Annotated in this window: 17 protein-coding genes; 2 read left to right on the top strand and 15 right to left on the bottom strand. The window is 65.1% G+C overall.

Annotation, left to right across the window (positions count from 1 at the left end; genetic code table 11):
• The first annotated feature begins 40 nt into the window (after positions 1-40).
• A complete protein-coding gene (locus BMZ02_RS02470) occupies positions 41-2,818 on the top strand; it encodes an ATP-binding protein (protein WP_091639630.1) in 2,778 nt (925 codons plus the stop codon).
• A 5-nt stretch (positions 2,819-2,823) separates the two neighbouring features.
• Here the strand turns inward: BMZ02_RS02470 and acpS are convergent, their stop codons facing one another.
• The 12 genes from acpS to rpoE all read right to left on the bottom strand — a co-directional run bounded on the left by acpS (position 2,824) and on the right by rpoE (position 12,701).
• On the bottom strand, positions 2,824-3,219 hold the full coding sequence (gene acpS, locus BMZ02_RS02465; RefSeq protein ID WP_091639628.1) for a holo-ACP synthase: 396 nt from the start codon (positions 3,217-3,219) through the stop codon (positions 2,824-2,826).
• Positions 3,216-3,962, bottom strand: coding sequence for a pyridoxine 5'-phosphate synthase (gene pdxJ, locus BMZ02_RS02460; protein ID WP_091639627.1), 747 nt, complete (start codon positions 3,960-3,962; stop codon positions 3,216-3,218). Before pdxJ ends, acpS begins: the two co-directional genes overlap by 4 nt.
• Positions 3,959-4,711, bottom strand: coding sequence for a DNA repair protein RecO (gene recO / locus BMZ02_RS02455; protein WP_091639624.1), 753 nt, complete (start codon positions 4,709-4,711; stop codon positions 3,959-3,961). The genes pdxJ and recO overlap by 4 nt, the downstream gene beginning before the upstream one ends.
• A gap of 49 nt (positions 4,712-4,760) precedes the next feature.
• Positions 4,761-5,684, bottom strand: coding sequence for a GTPase Era (era, locus tag BMZ02_RS02450; protein WP_091639623.1), 924 nt, complete (start codon positions 5,682-5,684; stop codon positions 4,761-4,763).
• Positions 5,677-6,375, bottom strand: coding sequence for a ribonuclease III (gene rnc, locus BMZ02_RS02445; RefSeq protein ID WP_091639621.1), 699 nt, complete (start codon positions 6,373-6,375; stop codon positions 5,677-5,679). Before rnc ends, era begins: the two co-directional genes overlap by 8 nt.
• Positions 6,372-6,794: a DUF4845 domain-containing protein gene (locus tag BMZ02_RS02440; protein ID WP_091639619.1), complete on the bottom strand. Its 423-nt coding sequence runs from the start codon at positions 6,792-6,794 to the stop codon at positions 6,372-6,374. The genes rnc and BMZ02_RS02440 overlap by 4 nt, the downstream gene beginning before the upstream one ends.
• Positions 6,748-7,536: a signal peptidase I gene (gene lepB, locus BMZ02_RS02435; protein ID WP_091639618.1), complete on the bottom strand. Its 789-nt coding sequence runs from the start codon at positions 7,534-7,536 to the stop codon at positions 6,748-6,750. The genes BMZ02_RS02440 and lepB overlap by 47 nt, the downstream gene beginning before the upstream one ends.
• Positions 7,537-7,574: 38 nt before the next feature.
• Positions 7,575-9,371: a translation elongation factor 4 gene (lepA, locus tag BMZ02_RS02430; RefSeq protein WP_091639616.1), complete on the bottom strand. Its 1,797-nt coding sequence runs from the start codon at positions 9,369-9,371 to the stop codon at positions 7,575-7,577.
• Between the two features lie 154 nt (positions 9,372-9,525).
• The gene (locus BMZ02_RS02425; protein ID WP_091640375.1) at positions 9,526-10,965 is read right to left on the bottom strand and encodes a DegQ family serine endoprotease; all 1,440 of its coding nucleotides are present in this window, start codon (positions 10,963-10,965) and stop codon (positions 9,526-9,528) included.
• A 106-nt stretch (positions 10,966-11,071) separates the two neighbouring features.
• Positions 11,072-11,521, bottom strand: a complete 450-nt coding sequence (locus BMZ02_RS02420) for a SoxR reducing system RseC family protein (RefSeq protein WP_091639615.1) — start codon at positions 11,519-11,521, stop codon at positions 11,072-11,074.
• A 14-nt stretch (positions 11,522-11,535) separates the two neighbouring features.
• Positions 11,536-12,102 carry a sigma-E factor negative regulatory protein gene (locus BMZ02_RS02415; RefSeq protein ID WP_091639613.1) on the bottom strand — a complete coding sequence of 189 codons (567 nt, stop codon included), beginning with the start codon at positions 12,100-12,102 and terminating at the stop codon, positions 11,536-11,538.
• A 17-nt stretch (positions 12,103-12,119) separates the two neighbouring features.
• Entirely contained in the window at positions 12,120-12,701 is a 582-nt protein-coding gene (gene rpoE, locus BMZ02_RS02410) for an RNA polymerase sigma factor RpoE (RefSeq protein WP_091639611.1), read from the bottom strand.
• Between the two features lie 278 nt (positions 12,702-12,979).
• On the opposite strand from rpoE, the gene nadB reads away from it, so the two are divergent.
• The gene (gene nadB, locus BMZ02_RS02405; RefSeq protein ID WP_091639610.1) at positions 12,980-14,572 is read left to right on the top strand and encodes an L-aspartate oxidase; all 1,593 of its coding nucleotides are present in this window, start codon (positions 12,980-12,982) and stop codon (positions 14,570-14,572) included.
• Here nadB and BMZ02_RS02400 read toward each other — a convergent pair.
• Genes BMZ02_RS02400 through BMZ02_RS02390 form a run of 3 tightly spaced genes read right to left on the bottom strand, consistent with a single transcriptional unit; the run spans position 14,518 to position 15,985 of the window.
• Entirely contained in the window at positions 14,518-14,874 is a 357-nt protein-coding gene (locus BMZ02_RS02400; RefSeq protein ID WP_139209121.1) for a hypothetical protein, read from the bottom strand. The genes nadB and BMZ02_RS02400 overlap by 55 nt on opposite strands.
• A 52-nt stretch (positions 14,875-14,926) precedes the next feature.
• Positions 14,927-15,175 (bottom strand): FAD assembly factor SdhE, encoded by a 249-nt coding sequence (locus tag BMZ02_RS02395; protein ID WP_171909776.1) that lies wholly within the window; start codon positions 15,173-15,175, stop codon positions 14,927-14,929.
• A 30-nt stretch (positions 15,176-15,205) separates the two neighbouring features.
• Positions 15,206-15,985, bottom strand: a complete 780-nt coding sequence (locus tag BMZ02_RS02390) for a succinate dehydrogenase iron-sulfur subunit (RefSeq protein ID WP_091639605.1) — start codon at positions 15,983-15,985, stop codon at positions 15,206-15,208.
• Positions 15,986-16,027 lie beyond the last annotated feature (42 nt).

Genomic DNA, 16,027 nt, shown 5'->3' with positions numbered 1-16,027 from the left:
TGGAGCGGCGGACGCCACGTTCGATAAGGACTGACCACCCATGCGCTGGGGACTGGGAACTCGAATCTTTCTGCTGGCCGTTCTGGCGCCAATGCTGGCAGCAACGGTGCTCGTCGGTTATCTGCTCGTAAGCCGTGCCCACCATATTCATGATGAACTGGTCGAGCGTGGCGAGAGCGTCGCGCGGCAGCTCGCGCCCGCACTCCGGGAGCCCCTCGCCCACGATCAGGACACGGTGCTGCACCAGATTGCGGCGGCGGCCAGACTCGACCCGGCGATCTCAGCGGTGACCATTCAGCGGGGGGACGGCCGGATCGTGGTCCGCCATACCAATGGCAGCGACGAGGCGTCGCGTGCGGAGGGCTGGATGGTCGGCCTCGGCAGCGCACTGCTGGGGCTGCAGCAAACCCCGAGTTTTCGTGTACCGGTGGTGGAATCACCAGCGCCGCTTCTCGACCGGCTACCCATGGACAGCGGCATGCAACCCATGGGCTGGGTCGTCGTGGACGTGGACGCAACGCCCTACCTGCATCGGGAAGCGATCATGGTTGCCCGGGCCGCGGCCGTGCTCGGGGTGGCCCTGTTGGTGAGCACGCTGCTGGCCTATATTGCGCGACGCAGCGTCACGCGTCCCGTCACCCGGCTGACGGAAACGGTACGCCGGCTGGGGGCTGGCGACCTGCGCGCCCGGGTTCACCTCCTGGCCGGTGGCGAGATCGGGCTGCTGGCCCGGGCCGTCAACCGGATGGCGATTCGCCTTGAGCGAACCGAGCGGGATCTGAACGACCAGGTCGAGCAGGCGACCCGTGAGCTGCGCGAGACGCTGGAAGCGGTGGAGATCCAGAACGTGGAACTGGACATCGCCCGTAAACGCGCCCTGGAAGGCAGCAAGGTGAAATCCGAGTTCCTGGCCAACATGAGCCACGAAATACGGACCCCGATCAACGGGATACTCGGGTTTACCGACCTGCTTTCTCACTCCCAGCTCGACGACGAGCAACGGGACTACGTGGCCACCATCCGGGAGTCGAGCACCAATCTGCTCTCGCTGGTCAACGACATCCTCGACTTCTCCAAGATCGAAGCCGGCAAACTGGTGATCGACAATGTGGCCTTCGATATGCGGGACTGCATTGAAGAGGTCATGTCGCTGATGGCGCCGGCGGCGTACGGCAAGAGCCTGGAGCTGGTGCATCTGATCTACCAGGACGTCCCCTGCCGGTTGTTCGGCGACCCCATCCGCGTTCGCCAGATCCTGACCAACCTCGTGCACAACGCCATCAAGTTCACCCCCCAGGGGCGCGTGGTGGTACGGGTGATGCTGGACGAGGACGGCGACGATCGGGTCCGCATCCGCATGTCGGTCACCGACACCGGCATCGGACTCAAGCCTGATGAGCAGGACAAGCTGTTCCAGGCGTTCAGCCAGGCGGATACATCCATTACACGGCGATTCGGTGGTGCCGGGCTCGGCCTGATCATCTGCAAGAAGCTGGTGGAACAGATGGGCGGTGCCATCGGTCTCGAGAGTAGTCCCGGCACCGGGTCGACGTTCTGGTTCACACTGGAGTGCGTGAAGCAGCGTGGTCAGGAGCACGAGGAGCGTCCCCTGGTCCGGCACAACCCGCTGGAGAACAGGCGGGTTCTCCTCCATGACACCTCGACGCTCAGCCGCCTCGCTGTCCGGCATCTCCTTGAGTCATGGGAAATGGAGGTTCGCGACGAGGAACATGGCGATATCTTCCTGTCGGCGATACGCAACGATCCGGCCTGGGACTGCATCATTCTGGGGCTGTCCCGTGAGGAACTGAACCGGCGCTACTTCCGGGATCTCATGGCTCAGGCCCAGGCACTGGAGGTGCCCGTGGTGGTCCTTGCCAGCTCGGTGGACCGCAACGAGCTACGCAGCCTCTACCAGCAGGGCGCACAGACCTGCCTGCCGAAGGCGGTGCGGCGTCAGACCCTCTACCGGGAGCTCTGCCGCGTGCTCACATCTGCCGCTGATCCGCTGGACACGGACACGGAGCAGCTGCTGCCGACGTCATTCCAGCCCCGGCGAACACCGGCCGTCGCCGCGCCCCGGAGCCGTTTTCACGGCACCCGTGTGCTGGTGGTCGACGACAACGCCATCAATCGGAAACTCGTCTCCACCATCCTGCGCCGTCAGGGCGCGGAAGTGGACGAGGCCGCGGACGGGCGGCGCGCGGTGGACCGCTGCACCGAGATGGACTACCCATTGGTGTTCATGGACATCCACATGCCGTCACTCAGCGGCGAGGCCGCCTACCAGGAGATCAGCGACAATGCCCGTCATCGCGGCGCGCCGGCACCCCGGGTCGTGGCACTGACGGCAAACGCGATGCCGGGCGAGCGGGAGCGCCTCACCCGCCTTGGAATGGATGAATGCCTGATCAAGCCGGTAACGGAGGCTCAGGTGATCCACCAGCTTCGCCTGGTGGCCGACCGCCCGGCAGACATCGACGCCATGGACACCACTGAACCCGAACCGGTTTCGGTCGATGCGGACCTGAACGCCGAGATGCGCGACATGCTGATCGCGGAGCTGCCCGAGCACCGGCGTGCCATCCGCAGCGCCTACCGGCGTGGTGAGCTGGACACGCTCCGGGATAGTGTGCACCGCCTTAACGGTGCGGCCAGCGTCTGTCGGGCGGAGACGCTGCAGCGGGCGTGTGACGCATTGGAACGGTCCGTGGTGGACAACCACCGCGTGGACATCCCGGCCGGGGTTGAACGGGTCGTCCGGGCCATCAACGATCTGCTGGATGATGAGGCGCGCCGCCAGCGGAGAGAGGAATAGCCGGCTCAGCGCTGCCCGGAGCCGGCTTCGGCGATCACGAACGCCAGGGCGTAGGCGCCCTCGTCGGTAATGCTGACATGCCACGACCCGATGCCGAGCGCCCGTGCTGTCGCAGCCCCCTGCCCCGTGACCTGCAATGTTGGTGCTCCCGCCCTGGTGGTGCCCACCTGCAGATCGTGGAACCCGAGCGCCCCGCCGATACCGGTCCCCATGGCCTTGGCGGCCGCTTCCTTCACCGCCCAGCGGCGAGCGAGAAAGCTGCCGGGGTCGCCGTGATGCCGCCAGCGCTCCAGTTCAGCGCCCACCAGCACCCGGCCGGCAAAGCGTTCGCCGTGGCGGGAGAGCACCCGGCGTACCCGTGCGACGTCCACCAGGTCGGTCCCGATCCCGATGATGCTCACCGCGGCACGCCCCGGATCAGCGCCTTCATGTCCCGGACCGCCTGTTCCATACCGGAGAAAACGGCGCGTGCGACGATGCCGTGGCCGATGTTGAGTTCGTTGATGCCGGGGATTGCCGCAATGGCTTCGGTGTTGTGGTAGTGCAGGCCGTGGCCGGCATTGACCGTCAGGCCCTGTTCAAGCCCCAGTTCCGTTCCGTGGCGGATGCGGTCGAGTTCGTCGTGTATCGCGGCTTCGTCCGCGGCATCGGCATAGCGTCCCGTGTGCAGTTCGATCACCGGTGCGCCGACGGCTTTCGCCGCCATGATCTGTCGCGCCTCGGCATCAATGAACAGCGACACCTGAATGCCGGCGGCGGCCAGGCGCGAACAGGCCTCGCGCAGGCGCTCCGGCTGCCCCGCCACGTCGAGCCCCCCTTCCGTGGTGAGTTCTTCCCGACGCTCGGGGACCAGGCAGCAGTGCGACGGCTTCAGTTGTTCAGCGATGCCGAGCATCTCGTCCGTGACCGCCATCTCCAGGTTCATTGGCGTCTGCATGACCGCGGCGAGGCGCCACAGGTCGGCATCCTGAATGTGTCGGCGATCCTCGCGCAGGTGCAGCGTGATGCCGTCCGCACCGCCCTGCTCGGCCAGCAGCGCCGCCTGGACGGGGTCGGGATACCGCGTCCCGCGCGCCTGCCTCAGCGTGGCGACATGATCAATGTTGACGCCCAGGAGCACCCCTGCCTGGTGATGGGTTCTCATGTTCCTGACTCCTCTCCTCCTGATCCGGACCGCCGCCGCAGGCTCTGGTAGAGCGCGCGGCTCTGCAGCGGCCGGTCGCCAATATACAGCCGTAGCGCGGCGCTTGTCAGACGCTGCATCTCACTGCGCAGTGCGGGATCGTCGAACCGCGCCTGATCCAGGGCGAGCAGTGCGTCACCGGAGATGAGCAGACCGCTTGCACCCGGGGCCACGGGGACCGGTCCGTATTCAAGCTCATAGCGGTAAGTGGAGCCGGCTGCCACCGGAGACTGGCCGTCGGCCGTGGTGTCCAGCAGCAGGCTGTATCCCAGCGCATCCAGAAGCCGTTTCTCGAAATGCCGCAGCGGCGCGTCTTCGGGCGCATCGGCGGCTGCGAGCGAGATGAGCGCATCCCCGTAGGCCGCAAAAACGTCCGGCTCCGGGTCTTCGCGCCGCAGCAGTCGCAGTACCAGTTCGCTCAGATAGAACGCGGCCGCAAGCCGTGTTCCCTGGAAGCGTAGCGGTCGACCCCCGGATTCCGCACCCGTGAGGGTGGCCAGCTCGCCGCGGCCGCGCCAGGAGACAAGCACGGGCTGGAAGGGCTCCAGCACCCCGCGCCAGCGCGATTTCTGGCTGCGGGCGCCCCGGGCCACTGCACCGATGCGGCCGTGCTGTTCGGTCAGGAGTTCCAGCAGGAGGCTGGTATCCCGGTAGGGGCGCCGGTGCACCACCCAGGCCGGAATCGATTGATCCCCTTGATTTGCCGGCATCCTCGCGGTCCGCCCTGGTATCCGTCACGCCAGCGGGGTACTGGCCCGGTCAGTTCTCATCGTAACCCAGGCTTTTCATGGCGCGCTCGTCATCCGCCCAGCCTTCGCGGATCTTCACCCAGAGCTCCAGGTGCACCTTTTTCTCCACCAAGTGCTCGATCTGGCGACGCGCCTGCTGGCCGATGCGCTTGAGCTGCTGTCCGCCGTTGCCGATCACGATTGCCTTCTGCCCGTCCCGTTCCACCCAGATGACCGCGGAGATCCGGATCAGCCGGTCACTTTCCTCGAAGGCTTCCAGGGCGACGGACGTGGAGTACGGGACTTCCTGACCAAGAGTGCGCATCAACTGCTCCCGGATCAGTTCCGCGACCAGGAAACGCTGGCTGCGGTCGGTGACCTGCTCCTCGGGAAAATAGAACACCGACTCGGGGAGATACCCCCGTATGACCTCCTCCAGCGGCTCCACGTTCTGCCCCTTCTCCGCGGACAGGGGAATGATCTCCCTGAAGGGATACCGCCCGGCGAGCTCTTCCAGAAACGGCAGCAGCTCCTCCTTGTGCGGGATGAGGTCAACCTTGTTCACCACCGCGATCACCGGACGATCCAGCTGCCGCAGGTGTTCCAGCACGAGCTCGTCGTCGTCGGTCCAGCGCTGGGGCTCCACCAGCATCACCACAACGTCCACATCACGCAGCGCCGTAACCGCGGAGCGGTTCAGGTACCGGTTCAGGGCCTTCTTCTGCCGCCCGTGGAGACCGGGCGTATCGACATAGATGAACTGGGTATCATCCCGCGTCTGCACGCCCAGAATGCTGTTGCGGGTGGTTTGCGGGCGCCGGGAGACAATGCTCAGCTTCATCCCGAGCAGGCGGTTCAGTAGCGTGGACTTGCCCACGTTGGGCCGTCCGACAAGGCCGATGTAGCCGCAGCGCTGCGGGCGTTCGCCATCCGTGCCGGCGTCAGGATCAGTCATGGTCTTGGTCCGCTTCGTTCGGGTTCAGTGCCTTGAGCATGGCTTCGGCGCCCCGCTGCTCAGCACGGCGCCGGCTGCCGGCCTCGCCGATGGTCACCTGTTCGATGCCCGGCACCCGGCACTCGACCCGGAATGTCTGGTCGTGCGCCTTGCCGGCGATGTCCAGCACCTCGTAGGACGGCAGAGAGAGCCGCGCCGACTGCAGGTACTCCTGCAGCCGCGTCTTGGGGTCCTTGAGCTCCGCGGCGCTGGGGAGGTTCTCCAGCCGTGTGGCATACAGCCGCACGATGAGGTCCCGGCACGCCGTAAAGCCACCGTCGATGTACACAGCGCCCAGAACACCCTCCAGGGCGTCCGACAGGATGGAATCCCGCCGTCGGCCACCGCTCTTGCGTTCGCCGCTGCCCAGCCGCAGGTGGGTGCCGAGATCCAGCTGTCTGGCAATGGAGGCCAACGTCTCCCTGTTGACCAGGCTGGCCCGCAGACGGCTGAGCCCGCCTTCGGAATCCTCGGGCTGACGATGGAACAGCTGATCGGCGATGACAAAGTTGAGGATGCTGTCGCCGAGGAACTCGAGCCGCTCGTTGTTGCGCTCGCTGACGCTGCGGTGGGTCACCGCCTCTTCCAGCAGCTCCGGCTTCCGGAACCGGTATCCCAGTTGCGACGCCAACTGATCGAGGGGATCACTCACGGTTGTACCAGCGCCTCTTCCCGGAAGCTGGCGATTCCGTCCAGGTTGGCGATCAACGGAAACCGCCGCTCGTAAGCCACGACGATGGCCACGCCCTCGCCGGAGCGCTCCACCGAGATGTCATTGCGGCCGAGCTTGTCGACATTGTTGACCTGCAGCTGGCGCATCAGGGCGCTGCGCACCTCGCCCGGGCGTGCGTCGCCGAGCTCGGGATTGTCCGCAACGTCGCTCACCACGGAAGCCACCGTCATCGATTCCAGGTAGATGGGAATGATGCGCAGCGCCAGCATGGCCACGAAAGCGCCCAGCACCAGCACCACGAGCAGGCCCACGAGGCTCACTCCCTGCTGACGCGGTTTGCCGCGGCAGCGCTTACTGGATGCGGGTGCCAATGCGACTCCAGTTGATCCGATTCTCATAGCCGTTCCAGCTCATCCAGATGAGAAATGCGCGCCCCACCAGCAGGTCCTCGCTGACAGGCCCCCAGCAGCGGCTGTCGCTGCTGCGATCACGGTTGTCACCGATGGTGAAATAGTGACCATCCGGCACGGTGTAGCCATCCGGCCCGGCCGCGTAGTCCGTACACCAGGTCCCGCGGGGGTGCTGCAATACGCCGTATTCCCGCTCTCCCAGGGTTTCGGTCATCAGCCGCGCCCGTGGCGCTTCAGGCTGATCATAATCGCCCTGTTCCGTCTGTTCGACCGGTTCATCGTTAATGTAAAGCAGTCCGTCGTCATAACGCACGTGATCGCCCGGTAATGCAACCACGCGCTTGATGAAATCCTGCTGCGGGTTGACCGGATACTTGAACACCGCCAGATCCCCGCGCTGCGGGTCTCCGGTGGGGATCAGCGAATGGTTGGTCACCGGCAGTCGCACGTCGTAGGAGAACTTGTTGACCAGAATGAAGTCGCCCGCCAGCAGTGTGGGGATCATTGACCCCGAGGGGATCCGGAACGGTTCCACCACGAAGGAGCGAATGACCAGTACCACCACGATCACCGGAAACAGCGAGCGGCACAGGTCCACCCACCAGTTGTCTTTCTCCAGCGCCGGCCGCCCGGCCTTGTGACGCGCACGTCGGTGCATCCACGCGTAGAACACGGTCAGACCCGTGATCAGGGTCACCGCCACCAGCAACAGTTCGAAATCGAAAAGCATGGCTTTATCCTTTCCTGACGGGCCCGCGCCGACGGGCCTCAGTCGTCACCGTCGACCTGCAGGACCGACAGGAAGGCTTCCTGCGGGATCTCGACCTTGCCGACCTGTTTCATGCGCTTTTTCCCGGCCTTCTGTTTTTCCAGAAGCTTGCGTTTGCGGGTGATGTCGCCGCCGTAGCACTTTGCCGTGACGTTCTTGCGCATGGCCTTGACGGTGGAGCGCGCCACGATGTGGCTGCCTACCGCTGCCTGAATGGCCACCTCGAACATCTGTCGCGGGATGAGTTTCTTCAGGCGGTCCGTGAGCTCGCGCCCTCGCCGCTGCGCGTGATCACGATGCACGATCAACGCCAGCGCGTCCACGCGATCGCCGTTGATCAGCACGTCCAGCCGCACGAGGTTCTCGGCCTGGAAGCGGTTGAGCTCGTAATCGAACGACGCGAACCCGCGGCTGGCCGACTTCATGCGGTCGAAGAAGTCCAGCACCACTTCGCTCAGCGGCAACTCGTAGGTGAGCGAGATCTGGTTGCCGACGAACTGCATGTCTTTCTGGGAGCCGCGCTTCTCCTCGCACAGTGCGATCACGTTGCCCACGTACGCCTGGGGAACCAGGATGCTGGCGTTGATGATCGGCTCGCGAATCTCCTCGATCTCGTGGTTGGCTGGCAGCTGTGCCGGATTGCTCACCTCGAGCACCTCGCCCGACGTCGTCTCCACCTCGTAGATGACCGTGGGTGCGGTGGTGATGAGATCCAGGTTGTATTCCCGCTCAAGCCGCTCCTGCACGATCTCCATGTGCAGCATGCCCAGGAAACCACAGCGGAAGCCGAAGCCCAGCGCCGCGGAGGTCTCGGGTTCGTACTGCAGCGACGCGTCATTCAGCCGCAGCTTCGACAGGGCGTCGCGGAATGCCTCGTAGTCTTCCGAGCTGATGGTGAACATGCCCGCGAACACGCGCGGCTGCACAACCTTGAACCCCGGGACGCGCTCGGCGCACGGTGCATGCTTGTGGGTCAGGGTGTCGCCGACCGGTGCACCATCGATATCCTTGATGCCGGCAACCACGAAGCCGACCTCCCCCGTCTCCAGCGCCTTCATCGGGGTCTTCTTGGGCGTGAACATGCCCAGCTGATCCACCTGGAATTCCCGGCCGGTGGACATGACCTGGATCTTCTCGCCGACTTTCATGCGACCGTTGATCACGCGCACCAGGCACACGACCCCCAGGTAATTGTCGAACCAGGAGTCCATGATCAGCGTCTTCAGGGGCTCGTCCGGCTTGCCGGTGGGGGCCGGGATATGCTCCACGATCGCTTCGAGCAGCTCGTCGATGCCCTGGCCGGTCTTGGCACTGACCATCATGGCGTTGTCGGTCTCGAGACCGATGATCTCCTCGATCTCCTGCAGGACCTGCTCCGGCTCGGCGGACGGCAGGTCGATCTTGTTCAGGACCGGCAGAATCTCCAGTCCTTCGCCCACGGCCGTATAGCAGTTGGCAACGCTCTGCGCCTCGACGCCCTGGGAGGCGTCCACCACCAGTAGCGCGCCGTCGCATGCCGCGAGTGACCGGGAGACTTCGTAGGAGAAGTCCACGTGTCCGGGGGTGTCGATGATGTTGAGCTGGTAGGTGTTGCCGTCTTTCGCGGTGTACTCAAGCGCCACACTCTGGGCCTTGATGGTAATGCCGCGCTCGCGCTCCAGGTCCATGGAGTCCAGCACCTGCTCGGACATCTCCCGGCCGGTCAGCGCGCCGCAGCGCTCGATGAGCCGGTCCGCCAGGGTCGATTTGCCATGGTCGATGTGCGCGATGATCGAGAAGTTGCGTATATGTTTCATAGTCGCATCGGTTGTGTGTGCCGTGGCGTCCGCCCTGCGTCATCCCGGGAGCGTCCATTGACCGTCTCCGGACGCAAACGTGCCCCGCTGGCGGGGCACGTTCCGAAAGCTGCCGACACTTGAAGTGTGCCGGTATTGTACCGATTCAGGACGCTTACGGGAGCCTGAGTGGTAAAAACCTCGGACTGCCGTTACGCATCAGCAGGACCGGGACCACCCGCCCCTCCTCGAGGCCCTCGGCGATGGACTCGAATGTCTCCACCGAGTCCACGCGCTGCTGGTCCAGCATGGTGATGACATCGCCCTGCCGGATGCCGGACTGCTGGGCCGGGCCTTCCGTCAGCCGCTCAACCAGAACGCCGGCCTGATCAATGCCGCGCTCCTCGCGGTCCTGTTCGGACAGGTCGCGCAGTTCCATACCGAAGTATTCCGTTGCCGGTTCCGGCTCCTCGGGCATCTCCTGCTGCGGTGGCTCCCGCTCGGCCATCTCGTCGGGCAGTTCACCAAGTGTCACGGTCACTTCCCGGTGCTCGCCATCGCGGATGATCTCGAGCGTGACTTCTGCATCGGCCCGCATGCGTCCGACCATTGGAGGCAGTTCTGACGACGTGCCGATATCCTGGCCTTCGAAACGGACGATGACGTCGCCCGCTTCCAGGTCGGCATCCGCCGCCGGGCTGTCGGACGTGACCTGCGCCACCAGCGCGCCGTGCGGACGATCCATGCCGAACGACTCCGCGAGATCCCGGTCCACGTCCTGGATCAGCACGCCGAGCCAGCCGCGGGCGACACGCCCGTCCGTGCGGAGCTGGTCAATCACGTCCATGGCGAGCTCCACCGGAATGGCGAAAGACAGCCCCATGAAACCGCCGCTGCGGCTGTAGATATGCGAGTTGATGCCGACCACTTCGCCGTCCAGATTGAACAGCGGCCCCCCCGAGTTGCCGGGGTTGATGGCGACATCGGTCTGGATGAACGGCACGTAGTTGTCCTGCGGCAGGCTGCGCCGCTTGGCGCTGACAATGCCCGCCGTCACCGAGTGTTCGAACCCGAACGGCGAACCGATGGCAAGAACCCATTCGCCAACCGAGAGCTCGGTCGACGAGCCGATCGAGACGGTGGGCAGGTCCTCGGCATCAATGTTCAGCAGTGCAAGATCACTGCGCTCGTCATAGCCCACCACTTCCGCGGTGTACTGACGGCGGTCGCTCAGTTTGACGACCACTTCGTCCGCATTCTGGACCACGTGGTAGTTGGTGACGATGTCGCCGTCGGAGGAGATGATGAAGCCGGAGCCCAGAGATTCGGAGTCGAACGGCTGCGGGGGCTGCTGCCCCTCGCCACGCTCCCCTCCGAAGCGGTCGAAGAACTCGCGGAAGGGATGATCCTCGGGAAGATCACCCATGCCACCCCGCTCCCCACGTTCGCGGGACTGGGTGGAGCTGATGTTCACGACGGCCGGGCTGTTCTGATCCACCAGGCCGGTGAAGTCGGGCAGGCGATCGCGGGCCTGTGCCTGCGATGCCACCAGTGCAGCCATCAGCGTGAGGCTACAGAGGCCAACCAGGAACTTTCGAGTCATAACCTGTCGCATGTGCTGCTTCCCCGTGCTCTCCATCGTGCATTGACTCCGGTCAGGCCCGAGGCCACCGAATGTCCCGTCCGGACACCCCGGGGTCCACCCCCGGGGCATCGTGTCTTCATTCACTCCGGTCGTCACCCCGTGCCGGCCGGTCCGCCAGGACCACGGGGCGATACGCGCCGCGGTCCGTCATTCTCCGGGCCAGTGCGCGGGCCACAACCAATGCGCTCACAAATCCCGCCCCCGCGGCGGGGATGGCCACCGCGTCACCCCAGGGTGATCCCAGTACGGCTGCGGCAAGCAGCGCAACAACAGGCAACAGGTACACCAGTGCAGCGGCGGACACGACGCCCCGCTCCGACACGCCGACCTCCACGCGCTGCCCCTGTCGCAGGGTCTCGCCGGTCTCGCACGTGATCTCCGCAGTGCGGCCGGGCATCGCCCTGGCAAGAAGCCCGATGCCACAGCCTCGTCGTATGTCACACCCGGAGCAGGCGCCGTGGCGCTGGATGCGGACGCGACAGCGGCCGCCACCCGTCGCGACGACCTGCCCCTGTTCGCGAATCATGGCTGAAGGCCGCGTCAGTTTTCGCCCCGTCGATCACTAACGCCGACGGGTCGTGAGAGAAAGTCGAGCTGCGGCTCCGTGCGCTCCCTGATCACCGCGTACTCATCGAGCCGCGTCTGGATGTCGGAGTCGAGCCGGTCCCACTGGATGCTCTCCGCCGACACCGGTTGCCCGGCCGACGTCTGCTGTGCCGCCGATGGAGCGCTGGCCGTCTCGATGACATCCCCGTCCGGGGTGGAGGACTGCTGTGGCCAGATGGCAATCGCCATCAGGGCGACCGAGGCGGCAATGGCCGCGCCGCCCACCGGGCGCAGCCACCAGCGGTGACCGGAGGCCCCGTAGCCAGGGCCTGCCGTGTGCACCGGTTCGTCCTCAACCGCCGCCGAGACCCGTGCCGCCAGCGATGTGTCGACGTGATCCGGCAGGTTCCGGTGAAGCGCTTCCCGAATCACCGCGTAGCGCCCCATCCGGGCCGCCACGTCTTCGCTTCTCTCCGCGACCCGAAGCAGTAACTGCATCTCGGCGTCAGGCAGTTCGCCGTCGCTCAGCGCCGAAATCTGCTCCTCATAGGGTTTCGTCATGGCACCACCACTGTCTGCTATTTATTATCAAGCAACGGTTTCAACCGGTTGTCGATCGCTTCACGCGCCCGGAATATCCGTGATCGCACGGTCCCCACCGGGCAATCCATTGCCTGCGCAATCTCTTCGTAACTCAAACCGTCCAGCTCCCGAAGTGTGATCGCCGTGCGCAAGTCGTCCGGTAGCGCCTCGATGGCATCGAAGACGGTCCGCTCGATCTCCTCGCGCTGGGCGAGTCCTTCAGGTGTATCCGTTTCCCGCAGCAGGGAATCACCGGCGTACTGCTCGGCGTCCTGCGCGTCCACATCACTGCCGGGAGGCCGGCGCCCCTGGGCGACGAGATAATTCTTCGCCGTGTTGGCGCCGATGCGGTAGATCCACGTGTAGAAGCTGCTCTCGCCGCGGAAGTTCGGCAATGCCCTGTAGGCCTTGATAAACGTTTCCTGCGCGACATCCTGAGCCTCGCTGGGATCGGTTACATACCGCGATATCATCTTGACCAGCTTGAACTGGTACTTCTGGACAAGCAGGTCAAAAGCCTTCTTATCACCGGCCTGTACACGCTCGACGAGCTGTTGATCGACCTTGGCATTGGTCATTCAGCCCGTCCTTTCACGGTTATTCCACTAACCGCGTCACTGCGATAGACATTGATGGGCATGGATAGTTCGCGCACTTCAGCGGATTGTGTTTAGATAAGTGCCGGTCGCGCCGCCCTGCTCCGCGATTCCAGATCGCGAATCGGCTCCGGCCCCTCGATCCAGCCGGATTCAGGCAGGCCATAACGGCCACTGAGGGTAGCCGATCGTCCAAGCACGCTGCAAGCAGCCGGCGGGGTCGGAACGGTCTCACAGTCACAGCGGCAAGGTCGGAATCCGTGCCAGAGCCTGAGCAGTTTGATGTCGTCATTGTTGGTAGCGGCGCAGCGGGACTGACGCTCGCCCTGCGCCTCCCCGAGACCGTCCGGATTGCCGTGCTCTCCAAGGGCCCGCTCACCGAAGGGTCGAGCCTGTATGCCCAGGGCGGTATCTCCGCCGTCCTCGATGAAGCCGATTCCGTCGAATCCCACGTCGCCGACACCCTGGATGCGGGCGCCGGTCTGACCGACCCGGAGACGGCGCGGTTTGTCGCCGAGAGTGCGCCCGGGTGCATTCACTGGCTGATCGGCAACGATGTCCCGTTCTCCCGGGAAGATGGTCCGGATGGAGGGCTGCACCTGCACCGGGAAGGCGGTCATTCCTATCGCCGCATCGTGCATGCCGCCGACGCCACGGGGCGCGCCGTGGAGACGACCCTCGAGGGGCTTGTCCGCCGGCGCGCCAACGTCACCGTGCTGGAGCATCACCTGGCCGTGGATCTCATCACCGCGGAGTGGCTTGGCCACGAACCACAGCGCTGTGTCGGTGTGTACGGCCTGGATGTTGCCAGCGGCCGCGTGCGGCCGATCGCGGCCCGGACGGTGGTGCTGGCAACCGGCGGCGCCAGCAAGGTCTACCTGTATACCAGCAACCCGGACGGCGCGACCGGCGACGGGATCGCCATGGCGTGGCGTGCGGGGTGTCGCGTGGCGAACATGGAGTTCAACCAGTTCCATCCCACGTGCCTGTTTCACCCCAGGGCGAAATCGTTTCTGCTCAGTGAGGCGCTCCGTGGCGAGGGGGCGCACCTGCGGCTGCCGGATGGCAGCCGTTTCATGCACCGCTTCGACGAACGCGGCGAGCTCGCGCCCCGGGATATCGTTGCCCGGGCAATCGACCACGAAATGAAGCGCCTGGGCGCCGATTGCGTCTACCTGGATATTTCCCATCGTGATGCGGACTTCATCAGGGAGCACTTTCCGACCATCCACGAGCAGTGCCTCCAGTTCGGTTTCGACCTGACCCGCGAGCCGGTTCCCGTGGTTCCCGCGGCGCACTATACCTGCGGCGGCATCGTGGTCGATCATTCCGGCCGGACGGATCTCCCGGGCCTGTACGCCATCGGGGAGGTCTCCTGTACCGGCCTGCATGGCGCCAACCGGCTGGCAAGCAACTCGCTGCTTGAGTGCCTGGTCTATGGCACGGCAGCAGCCGACGACATTGCCGGCGCCCTCGACGGCATTGCGCCGCCACCTGCTCTGCCCTCCTGGGACGAGAGCCGCGTCAGTGACTCCGACGAACAGGTGGTCGTCAGCCACAACTGGGATGAGCTGCGCCGTTTCATGTGGGATTACGTGGGTATCGTGCGCACCAGCAAGCGCCTGGAGCGGGCACGTCGTCGCGTGGACCTGCTCCAGGGCGAGATCCTGGAGTACTACGGCAATTTCCGGGTGAACGCGGACCTGCTGGAGTTGCGCAACCTGGCCATGGTGGCCGAGCTGATCATCCGCTGCGCCCAGGAGCGACGGGAGAGCCGCGGCCTGCACTACACCCTGGATTACCCGGACAGGCTTCCTGAGGCGTTGCCCACGGTGCTGACGCCGAGCAGGTAGTAAAGCCGGCGGGCACACCGGCGATCCAGGGCGTCGCGGGGGAGGACCAGTGTCGCTGACGTCCCGTTCTCCCCGCGCAGGTACAGCACGCAAAGAGCCGGGTGGCGGAACCAGCTGCGCAGTTGCCACGCGCGGATGCCATCGACGCTGTCCGCCCACACGCATCCCGATTCAACGTCCAGGCTGAACCAGTAACACGCCATTGGGCGGCCGTTGAAGCCGAAGCGCGCGGCACAGGCCGTCAATGCCAGCAGCGCAAGCAACGAGAGCAACAGCGTCGCCGGTGCTTTCAGCGCTGCCACGGCGGCGGCCACGAGCAGAAAATGGCGCCAGTGATGGGCGGCGCGTGACGGGTTAACGTGAAAGCCCGAAGTTGCTGCGGATTCGCTCCACGAGACCGGCAAGCTCGGCATTGTCAGGTTCCTCTCCCTGGTAGAACCAACCGAACAGCGTGTCATCCTGACACGCGAGCAAGGTCTCGAACGCCTCCCGTTGCGCCGTATCGAGCGCGGCGTAGCCGTTATCGAGGAAGTGCTCCAGGAGCAGATCCAGCTCCCGCATTCCTCGTCGACACCGCCAGCGCAGCCTGGAGCGTTCACTCACGACCTTGCTCTCCTCCCGGGCCAGCGCGCTTCAGCGCCGCTCGATCATGAGTTTCTTGATCTCCGCGATGGCCTTGGCCGGATTCAGCCCCTTCGGACAGGTCTGCGCGCAGTTCATGATCGTGTGGCAGCGGTAGAGCTTGAACGGGTCCTCGAGATCGTCGAGCCGCTCACCGGTGGTCTCGTCACGGCTATCGGCGATCCAGCGATACGCCTGCAGCAGCACGGCGGGTCCGAGGTAACGGTCACCGTTCCACCAGTAACTGGGGCAGGACGTGGTGCAGCAGGCACACAGGATGCACTCGTACAGCCCGTCGAGCTTGGCCCGGTCTTCCTTGCTCTGCAGACGCTCCCGGTCCGGCGGTGTCGCCGTCTCGGTGCGGATCCAGGGCCGGATGGAGGCGTACTGGGCATAGAAATGGGTGAGGTCCGGCACCAGGTCCTTGACCACCGGCATGTGCGGCAGCGGATAGACGCGCACCGGGCCGTCCACCTCATCGCACGCCTTCGTGCACGCCAGGGTGTTCTGGCCGTCGATGTTCATGGCGCAGGAGCCGCAGATGCCCTCGCGGCAGGAGCGCCGGAACGTCAGCGACGGGTCCACCTCGTTCTTGATCTTGATGAGCGCATCGAGAACCATCGGGCCGCAATCATCCATGTCCAGCTCGAAGGTATCGATCCGCGGGTTCTGCCCTTCATCGGGATGCCAGCGGTAGACCTTGAACTGACGCACGTTGCTCGCACCTTCCGGGGCAGACCACGTCTTGCCCTGACCGACCCGGGAATTCTCTGGAAGCTTGAACTCTGCCATTGGCTGTCAACCTCGTTACTTGCTGGCCTGCGACGGTGGTCG

The organism is Aquisalimonas asiatica, from assembly GCF_900110585.1.
In the GTDB taxonomy this organism is placed as follows: Bacteria; Pseudomonadota; Gammaproteobacteria; order Nitrococcales; family Aquisalimonadaceae; genus Aquisalimonas; species Aquisalimonas asiatica.
This window is presented reverse-complemented; position numbering and strand designations above follow the sequence as displayed.